We start from the raw sequence: 8,830 nt of genomic DNA on the forward strand, positions 1-8,830 counted from the left end.
GGTGGTGGCGGCGGCACGCAACCTTCTGCTGGTGGTGGCGGCGGCACGAAGCCTTCTGGTGATGGCGGCGGTACGAAGCCTCCAGTGGGTGATGGCGGCGGTACGGAAAAGCCTTCCACCGACAAGCCTTCCACGACAGGTCCGTCTACCGGCACCAAACCTTCCGAGACCCCCTCCACCACCGGTTCTGGCTCTGCCGGCAAGGTGACGAGCATTCCGCCGTATGACGCCGAGAAGATCCAGAACGAAACCATCGTCGTGAAGGCTGGGGAAACCTTCGATGGCCTGAAGGAATACGGCAAGATGATGCATCTCAAGGCCGGCCCTGCCCTGGGAGATGGTGGACAAGGCGAAGGCCAGAAACCGCTGTTCGTGCTGGAACCCGGTGCGACCCTGAAGAATGTGCAGATTTCGGGCGCAGATGGCATTCACACCATGGGCAATGCCACCATCGACGGCGTGTTCGGACGCGATGTGGGCGAGGACTTCATGACGAAGAAGGGCGAAGGCGACGTGGTGTTCAAGAACGGCGGCGCATCGAACGCCACCGACAAGACGTTCCAGCTCAACCACGGCGGCGCCTTCTCCATCGACAACTCCTTCTTCGATGGCACCAGCAAGCTGGTCCGCACCAACGGTGGCAAGGACTTCGCGACCGACATCTCGATCACCAACTCGACGATCAGGAACGTCAAGGAAGCCGTGGTGCGTACCGACGCGACGCAGGCCAACATCAAGCTGGCCAACAACGACATCGTTGGCGCGCCCCACGATGTGCTCGCACCCGCAGCCACCAAGGTGGAAGGTGCGGAAAACCGCGGTACGAAGGCCTTCACAGGCTGATGAAAAAGAGGCTGGAAGTCTGCTGCGCCATGCCAGCGGATCTTCCGGCCTTGCTTGGCCACAGCGGCTGGTGCATGCAGGCGTTCGCCTGCCCTGCCAGCCGCTGCGCCTGCGTGCGGCGCATCCCGCCGCCACACGGCCTGCTGCCTCGTTTTCAGCAGCAGCGGCAGTGCAATGTCTTTCCGTCGGTGCCACCTCCGTGCCCTGATTTCTCTCCCACACCCCCCACTCAATTCGTCATAGGACACTCCCATGAGCGCCCCATCCACCGTTGCCCGCGTGCCCGAGGCCGCGACGCGCGCCCAGATCGATTTCCTGACCCAGTTGGCCGTGCACATCGGCCTGCGGGCGGAAGACGGCCTTCTCCTGGTGGCCCCGCGGGTCATCAGCGGGCCGGCCGGCTTGGCCGGCCGTTTCCACTTGCACCCCGAGCATGCCGCGGTGCTGCCCGAAGTGCTGCTGCCGGTCGCGGCGCAAGAGCTTGCCGGCCCGGAGGTCTTGAAGCTTTTGACGCTGCAGGCCGTGGTCCTGAAGGAGTTTGGCTGGTATCTGGGAGCATCCGCTGAGGGCATGCTGCAGCTCAGTTCGCTGTCCTGGATCGAGGCGCCTCAAGACGCGGCCACCGCCATGGACATGCTCAACGGCATCGGGGCCAGTGTGCTTCAGGCACTGCTGGACGAACCCGCGCCAGCGCCGTCCTCGGCTTGAGACCGGCGGACTCTCCGTTTCACGAACTTCTGGACCCAAGGACACTCCCATGGACCACCCGAACATCACTGGCCGCAGCATCCGGACCATCCCCCATCGGACCGATGCCAACACCACGGCCGCCAGCCACACGACCGAGCGGCCCCCGACGCAAACGCTCGAGCACCAGGGCTTGAGCCCGCGCGCCACGCCAGGCACCACCGAGTCGGCCACTCCGGTGCGCCGGACAGTGTTGCCCGAACGGAGCACCAACTCCCCGTCGGCGTCCGGAAGCTACGTCGCCATCGACATGCCATCTCCGAATGAAAGCCTTGCCAATGCCGGGACCTCCCGCAGCTGGATGGAGACCATTGGCCAGACCTTGCAGTCGGGTGGGTGGCGCATGGCGCAAGGCGTGGGGGCTGCATGGACCGGCGCCCATGCCCTGGCGGGACAGGTGGGATGGCGAGGCCAGACGCCAGAGCCCGCGACGGCCCAGGCGGCCGATGTGCAGGCGCCGGTGCAAGACATCGCCGTCGACAGGGTGGATCTGGAGGCCAGCATGCCGCATGTGGTGGTCGACCCCCCGACCTCAGACCGTACCGCTCTGTCCGCGGGCGACCGCTTGGTGGCCTTCCTGCGTAACATACCGTTTCGCACAGAAAACGAGCAGCAGCGCGAAATGGCGGCAGTGTACGAGGAATGGGCCCGGCAGCATGCCAATGCGCAGGAGGCTGCCGGGGCCGAGGGCTACTCGCTGCGGGCTGGCGATGCGGCCTTGCCTGCAGGGTACGACTTTGGGCGGCAGTTGTTGAGTTCGATGGCGCGTTCGCCTGCCACCAATGCGATGGCCACCGCGATCGGTCCACGCTCGGGCCTGAACGCCGAAGGCCAATCGGTGAACATCGGAGAGTTGAGCAACCAATACGACCCGGCGCTCGCAGGCGGCACCCTCGGGGGGCTCACCGCGCACATGGTTGATACCACGTTGCTGTCGGCCATGGACCGGCGAGCGGCCTTGGCCAACTTTCCCCAGTTCAAGGCCATCGATCCTCACGTGCTGGTCCCCGACCCTTGCCCGGTACAGATCCGGATGGTGAAAAAATGCAAGGAGTTCTGGAGGCCGGTGACGGCAGACTCGCTCGGTGGTCCGCGGCATTTGCCCACGATGAACGAGCTGAAGGCCCAGGCGGACCTGCGGCGCAAGTCGGTGACCGCGCTGCAGGCGGCACTGGATGGCAAACAGTGGGGGGTATTGGCCCAGCCGCTGATGACGGCGGGCTTCAATGTGCTGCGCCGGCAGGTGATGCCGATCTACGCGTTCACCAATCCCGCCTTGGTGTTCGCGCACTCGCTATGGGCTTCGGGGCTCGGAGGGGGCATGACCAAACTGGCATTGGGCATGGGCAAGTCGGTGGCCTATGCGAATCTGGATGATTTCGCCGGAGGAACGCGAAAGGCCAACGTGTTTGCCAGAAGCTTGCCCCAGCCCGGGTTGCCAGCGGCGGGGCTGGCCGACATCAAAGGGTTGCCTGGCTATGGAGCGGAGGTGGCCAAGGAAACGCTGGCATTGACGCAGCACTTTTGGGTCGGCCCCTGGCGCACCAGCGGATCATGGTTGCCCAATGGCGACGACGTTCGTGCCCGGATCAGCGACATGGGCCGGTCGCTGGCGTCCAATGTGATGGCGGGCGTTGCCTCGACCGGCATCGGCGCCTTGGTCGGGCAATTGGGGCGGGGCGGCTCCAATTCCGCCTTGCCAGGCGAATCCCTGCGATCGCAGGGCTACATGCTGCAGCAGGCTGGCCAGAGCTCCTCCAACGATTTTGTCTGGCAGGCGAGCAAGGAGTACCTGGGCGGTGCATCGCACAGCCTGACGGACTCCCTGGACAAGTGGCGAGACAACAAGCTGGTACGGCTGTCAAATGCGGCGTATCACGCGCAGAATGGTTTGGTGGCCCTGGCTGAAGAGCTGCAGGGCGTGATTTCCGAGCAGGGGGGCGATGACGCGATGTACCTCAGTGCGGCGATTGACACGCTGGCTGGACTACGGGACGCCAGCAAGCCGGAATTGGCCGACCTGCAGATCGCTCAGCAGCTGTTGCGAGGCGGTGCGGCTGGCGCTGGTATCCACCGAGGCGAGATCGCGCAAATCCAGGGAATGGTCGATCAGACCCTTCGCACCCTGCAGCACCGGGATGAACTGACCCATTGGGTCAAGCCCAAATCCGATTGAGTGAGGGAGTGGGGGCCCTGCGGGCTGGCAACTGTTGCCTGCCCGACCATCGGACTGCACGCCAAGCCGAAGCAGGCATGCCTCAACGGCCGGGCCCTGCCCTGGCTTTGCGGCAGGAGCCTTCGGTTGATCCGGCGCTGCCGGAGTTCCTCAACCGAGGGCCGTCATCAATGCGCGATGCGTTTGCGCATACGCGCGGTTTCCCCGCTCGGAAAACGGGTTGCTCCACAGGTCCAGCGATGCCAGCGTGCGGTTGCCAGCCAACGCATGCGCGCCCGACTCGCCGATCCGGTTGCGGGCCAGATTCAGCTTCTGCAGGCGGGGATTGGCCGCCAGGGCCCGGGCACCGCCGGAGCCGATCTGGTGGCCCTCCAGATCGAGTTCGGTCAGGCAGGTGCTGGCCGCCAGGGCGCAAGCGCCGGCTTCCGTGATCTGCACGGTGCCGGCCATGTCGTTGCGCAGGACCAGGCGCGTCAGCGTGCGGGAGCGGCCCAATGCGCACGCGCCGGCATTGCCCACCTGGCAACTGCCCACATCCAGGCAGACGAGGGACGGGGCGTCGGCCAGCGCCTGGGCACCTGCATCGCCAATCGGGTTGTGGCGCAGGTCCAAGGTGGTCAGGGCGGTGTGCTGTGCCAGGGCTTGCGCACCGGCCGTGCCGATGCCGTTGCCCGATGCCACCAGTGTGTGCAAACGTGGCATGCGCGCCAGAGCGCCAGCGCCCTGGTCCCCGATCCGGTTGCGTTGCATGTTCAGCGATTCCAGGAACGGGTGTGCCGCCAGGCTGCGGGCACCGTCTTCGCCGATCAGGTTGCCGCCCAGTACCAGGTGGGTCAGGCTGCGGTTGCTGCCCAGCGGGGCAATGGCCGGGTCGCGCAGCCGGTTGTCGCTCAGGTCGAGCGAACGCATGCCGTGGCTGCGGGCCAGGGCGCGGATGCCTTCGGCGCCCAACGTTGGGTTGCTGCGCAGCTCCAACACCTGAAGGTGGGGGTTGGCGGCCAGGGCGGTGGCGCCCGCATTGCCAATGCCGCAGTCGTTCAGCCGCAACGTTTGCACGCCGGGGTTTCGAGCCAGCGCGCGAGCGCCTTCATCGCCAATCGGGTTATGGCTGAGGTCCAGGCAGCGCAGCGTGGGATGGCCTGCGAGGATCGCGGCGCCTTGCGCATCGATGTGAAGATGGCGGGCCGTGAGCGAGCGCAGATCCAACTGGCAAAGTTGTGCAAGGCCTGCGGAACTGATGCCTTTGCAATGCAGCAGTTCCAGCTCCTCAAGCGACCCGGGCAGGTGCTGCAGATCCGCGTCGCTGAACTCACCCCGCAGCACCATCTTGCGCAACCCGGGGAAAAGTCCGTCCTCGCAGATGTCGAGCAGGCCCTGTGTGCCACGCACCACCGGCACGCCAGCCTGCCCCTCGGACAGGTCCCGCACGGGGTGCTCGGCCGGCCGGGCGGCTGCTTGCTTTGCGGCAGGCGCCAAGGACGCGCCACCCATGCGATGGGACGATGCGCGGCGCAGGCGATGGGCGCTGGAGGCCTTGGCGCTCAGCCAGGCGAAGAGGCCGCCCGCTACCGGGCGCAGTTCTGTAGGGGGGCTTTTCAGGATAAGGCTGTTCATGGCGTTCTCGCGTTGATCGGGATGCCTCCAGGGTAGGCAGCCATACCCAGCGCAGGCAGCCGGCATGCGAAGCGATCGACCGACAAGCGAGCGGGCCAGGCCAGCGGTGGCCGATTGCACGGGGTGTCATCAGCCTTTCATACGGGCTGGCGATCATCCGACCCCATGTCTTTCGATATGCAGATTCGGCGCGCTGCGCCGGCGGGCTCCTGGATGCCGTCGCGCAGCGTGCGTTCGCCAGCCATGGCGCCCCAGGGCATTGCTCGGGTGGCGAGCAGGCCCCGTGCGCGGTTTTTGGGGCTGGACGACATTCCGCAATTGCTGCGCCTGGAAGCCCGGCAATGGACGCCGGAGCAAGCCGCCGACGAAGCGGCTCTGCGCAGTCGCATCCTGGCCCATCCCGATCTGTGCGTGGGTGCGTTCTGCCCGAAAACAGGAGAGGCGCTGGCGTCGCTCTTCATGAAGCCGGCCTGCCGCGAGGCGTTGGTGGCCGCCCGGTCCTGGCACGATTGCGCAGGACAACCGGTCGGCGCGAAGCCTGGCCGCAGCCTCTTCGGGATCAGCCTGACCAGCGTGGACCCGGAAGCGGCCTGCCAGTTGATCCGGTTCTTCTGGCCCCATGCGCTTCGGCATGGCTGGCGCGACATCTATCTGGGATCGCCAGTGCCCGGATTGCGCCGGGCCTTGCAGGAAGGGCTTGCGCCCGATGCGGAAACCTATGTGCATTCGCGCCGCGGCGGCCTGCCGGCCGATGCCCAGCTGCGGTACTACCATCGCAAGGGCTTTCGCGAGATCGTCGGCGTGCGGCCGGACTACTTCCCGCATGCGGAATCGCTGGACCACGGCGTTCTGCTGCGTGGCACCGTGCCGCTCGCGGCGGCATGGCCGCTGTGGCGCATCCTGCCGTTTGCGGTGCTGCGACGTGCCACGCACTGGGCCGGAGCGCTGCTTTGAGCGCTACGCAAGCCCGTGTGGTGCCCTGGAATGGAGACATGTTCCGCACGCGGTTCTTCGACGCCCTGTCGCTGTTGCTGCCGTCCGGCGAAGCCTTCGTGATCGATGCCATCTCCGATGCGCTCCAGGCCGACGGCGGGCAAGGCGTCTCGGCTCCCGCACTGCGTGACGAGGCCCTGCGCTTCGTGCGGGAAGAAGCCACCCACCAGCGAGCGCACCGCCGTTACAACGAGCGCCTGGCGCAGACCGGCGTGCCGGTATCCAAATTGGAGGGGCGGGTCGCGGCGGCGGTCCAGGACCTGGCCGGTCTGCCGCTGCCGACACGCCTGGCGCTGGCCGAGGCGTTCGAGCACCTGACTGCGCTGCTCTCAGCGCAGGTGCTGCAGGGAACGGCCTGGCTGCAGGGCGATGGCCGTGAGGCGCGGATGTGGCGCTGGCATTGCGAGGAAGAGGTGGGGCATCGCCATGTGGCCTCCGATGTGGCCCGCGCGTTCGGTATTGGCCATGTCCGGCGTGTGGCATGCCTGGCGCTGGCGGCGCTGTACCTCGGCATCGATCTGTCGCGCCTGCTGACGGGGCTGTTGTGGCGGGACATGGTTGACGGCCACGTGCGCCCGCTGGGCCTGCTGGGGCAGGCAGCGCGGTTCGCATGGCGCACGGCGCCCGGCGTGGGCCGCATGGCCATCGCTTCGCTCGCCGGTCTCTTGCCCCGCCGCCTGGCCTGACCGTTGGCCGGATCCCGGCTGGCGGGCCGTGGGGTCAGCCGTTGGCCACGTGTGCCAAGGTGCCCACCGATCGGTCGAAATCCCAGAGATCCGATGTGGCCTGGTTCAGGAAATCCAGGATCTGGGGCATTTTCTGCATGGCCTCGTCCGCGAGCGCATCGTTGCCGGGCTTGTATTCCCCCATCTGCACCAGCGGTTCGATCTCGTCGTATTTCGCCATGAGGCGGCGAAAGTGTCCGCCCGCCTGCTGATGGTCCTTGGGCACGATCTGCGACATCACGCGGCTCAGGCTGCCCAGCACGTCGATGGCCGGGTACTGGTTGCGGGCCGCGATCTTGCGTGACAGGATCATGTGGCCGTCCAGAATGCCTCGCACTTCTTCGGAGATCGGGTCGCCACCGCTCTCGTCCTCGTAAAGAATGGTGTACAGCGCCGTGATCGAGCCCACCGCACCCATGCCGGCCCGCTCCAGCAGACGGGGGATCTCGGCGAACACCGAGGGCGGGAAGCCGCGCCGCGCAGGGGGCTCGCCCGCAGCCAGGCCGATTTCCCGCTGAGCGCGGGCGAAGCGCGTGAGCGAGTCCATCATGAGCAGTACCTTCAAGCCCTGGTCCCGGTAGTACTCGGCCACGGCGGTGGCCACATGGGCTGCCTTGGCGCGTTCGCTGGACGACCGATCGGAGGTGGCGCACACCACCACGGACCGCGCCATGCCTTCTTCACCCAGAATGAACTCGACGAATTCGCGCACTTCGCGGCCTCGCTCGCCGATGAGCGCGATCACGCTGATGTCGCACTCCGTGCCACGCGCCAGCATGCCCATCAACGTGCTCTTGCCAACCCCCGCCGGCGCGAAGATGCCCATGCGCTGGCCTTCGCCCAGGGTGAGCAGGGCATCGATGGCCTTCACGCCGGTGGGCAAGGGGTGCTCGATCATTTCCCGCTCCATCGGCGTGGGCGGAAGGGCGAACACCGGGCGCCGCTCGAGGCAATCGAGCGGACCCTTGCCATCGATGGGCTGGCCCAGGCTGTCGATCACCCGGCCCAGCAGCTTGGGTCCCACCGGGACGGACAGCACCTCGCCCAGGCCGACCACCGCCGAGCCGCCCCGCACGCCGAGGATCGATCCGAACGGTGACAGGATGCTCTGGCCGTTGGCAAAGCCGATCACTTCGGCGGCCTGCAGCAGGCCACCGCTTTCATCGAGCACATGGCACAGCTCGCCGAGCTTGGCGTCCAGGCCGGTCACGCGCATCAAGGTGCCGATCACCTCGACGACCTTGCCACTGCGGCGAACGATGGTCGCCGAGGCAATTTCCTGCTCCATCCATTGGGGCAGTCCGGAGACTTCAAGCATGGTGCTTTTCCTCGTCGTCATCGTCATCGTCATCGCCGTCGCCGGCAGTCCCGCTCATCGGGTCCAGGGTTTCGAGCCAGTCCACCGCATCGTCGTCGTTGTGCAACGGCTTGGCGGATGAGAACCAGTTGGGCGAGTCGTCTGCCCTCTGGGCCAGAGGCGGTGCAACGGATGCCAGGGTTTGCTCGGGCACCGACTCTCCGGTGTCCAGCGGGTCCTCGGCTACGAGAGGCTCCTCCGCCTCCGACTCCGCCTCCCGCCTCCGCTTCCGCCTCCCGCTTCCGCCTTCCGCTTCCCGCTTCCGCTTCCGCTTCCGCTTCCGCTTCCGCTCCGCTTCCGCTTCCGCTTCCGCTCGCTTCCGCTTCGCTCCTCTCGCTTCCGCTCGCTTCAGCTCGCATTGCCTCGCTCGCTCCA

9 protein-coding genes are annotated in these 8,830 nt (G+C 66.8%); 5 read left to right on the forward strand and 4 right to left on the reverse strand.

All coding sequences use genetic code 11. The annotated features are described in order from the left end of the window. The coding region (locus AC27IO_RS17210; protein WP_498739855.1) for a pectate lyase at positions 1–843 on the forward strand (843 nt) is incomplete at its 5' end. Here the strand turns inward: AC27IO_RS17210 and AC27IO_RS17215 are convergent. Next, positions 833–967 carry a hypothetical protein gene (locus AC27IO_RS17215; RefSeq protein WP_498739857.1) on the reverse strand — a complete coding sequence of 45 codons (135 nt, stop codon included), beginning with the start codon at positions 965–967 and terminating at the stop codon, positions 833–835. The genes AC27IO_RS17210 and AC27IO_RS17215 overlap by 11 nt on opposite strands. Before the next feature lie 128 nt (positions 968–1,095). Here AC27IO_RS17215 and AC27IO_RS17220 point away from each other — a divergent pair, with 128 nt between their 5' ends. After that, a complete protein-coding gene (locus AC27IO_RS17220) occupies positions 1,096–1,551 on the forward strand; it encodes a hypothetical protein (protein ID WP_284431029.1) in 456 nt (151 codons plus the stop codon). 49 nt (positions 1,552–1,600) lie between these two features. Then, entirely contained in the window at positions 1,601–3,766 is a 2,166-nt protein-coding gene (locus tag AC27IO_RS17225) for a hypothetical protein (RefSeq protein WP_498739859.1), read from the forward strand. A gap of 150 nt (positions 3,767–3,916) precedes the next feature. Here AC27IO_RS17225 and AC27IO_RS17230 read toward each other — a convergent pair whose 3' ends face one another. After that, positions 3,917–5,380 (reverse strand): leucine-rich repeat domain-containing protein, encoded by a 1,464-nt coding sequence (locus AC27IO_RS17230; protein ID WP_284431031.1) that lies wholly within the window; start codon positions 5,378–5,380, stop codon positions 3,917–3,919. Positions 5,381–5,674: 294 nt separating this feature from the next. Here AC27IO_RS17230 and AC27IO_RS17235 point away from each other — a divergent pair, with 294 nt between their 5' ends. Both AC27IO_RS17235 and AC27IO_RS17240 read left to right on the forward strand, forming a co-directional pair. Beyond that, positions 5,675–6,334 carry a hypothetical protein gene (locus AC27IO_RS17235; RefSeq protein ID WP_498739861.1) on the forward strand — a complete coding sequence of 220 codons (660 nt, stop codon included), beginning with the start codon at positions 5,675–5,677 and terminating at the stop codon, positions 6,332–6,334. After that, on the forward strand, positions 6,331–7,059 hold the full coding sequence (locus AC27IO_RS17240; RefSeq protein ID WP_284431033.1) for a metal-dependent hydrolase: 729 nt from the start codon (positions 6,331–6,333) through the stop codon (positions 7,057–7,059). Before AC27IO_RS17235 ends, AC27IO_RS17240 begins: the two co-directional genes overlap by 4 nt. 34 nt (positions 7,060–7,093) lie before the next feature. On the opposite strand, the gene sctN is transcribed toward AC27IO_RS17240, so the two are convergent. Continuing rightward, on the reverse strand, positions 7,094–8,416 hold the full coding sequence (gene sctN, locus AC27IO_RS17245; protein ID WP_284406600.1) for a type III secretion system ATPase SctN: 1,323 nt from the start codon (positions 8,414–8,416) through the stop codon (positions 7,094–7,096). Further along, positions 8,409–8,609 carry a hypothetical protein gene (locus tag AC27IO_RS17250; RefSeq protein ID WP_498739863.1) on the reverse strand — a complete coding sequence of 67 codons (201 nt, stop codon included), beginning with the start codon at positions 8,607–8,609 and terminating at the stop codon, positions 8,409–8,411. The genes sctN and AC27IO_RS17250 overlap by 8 nt, the downstream gene beginning before the upstream one ends. Between the last annotated feature and the right edge of the window lie 221 nt (positions 8,610–8,830).

This window comes from Acidovorax sp. KNOB132 (genome assembly GCF_057541515.1).

Coding starts and splice junctions, on each gene's coding strand:
- AC27IO_RS17215 (WP_498739857.1), bottom strand. CDS start 967: ATGCGCCGCACGCAGGCGCAGCGGCTGGCAGGGCAGGCGAACGCCTGC.
- AC27IO_RS17220 (WP_284431029.1), top strand. CDS start 1,096: ATGAGCGCCCCATCCACCGTTGCCCGCGTGCCCGAGGCCGCGACGCGC.
- AC27IO_RS17225 (WP_498739859.1), top strand. CDS start 1,601: ATGGACCACCCGAACATCACTGGCCGCAGCATCCGGACCATCCCCCAT.
- AC27IO_RS17230 (WP_284431031.1), bottom strand. CDS start 5,380: ATGAACAGCCTTATCCTGAAAAGCCCCCCTACAGAACTGCGCCCGGTA.
- sctN (WP_284406600.1), bottom strand. CDS start 8,416: ATGCTTGAAGTCTCCGGACTGCCCCAATGGATGGAGCAGGAAATTGCC.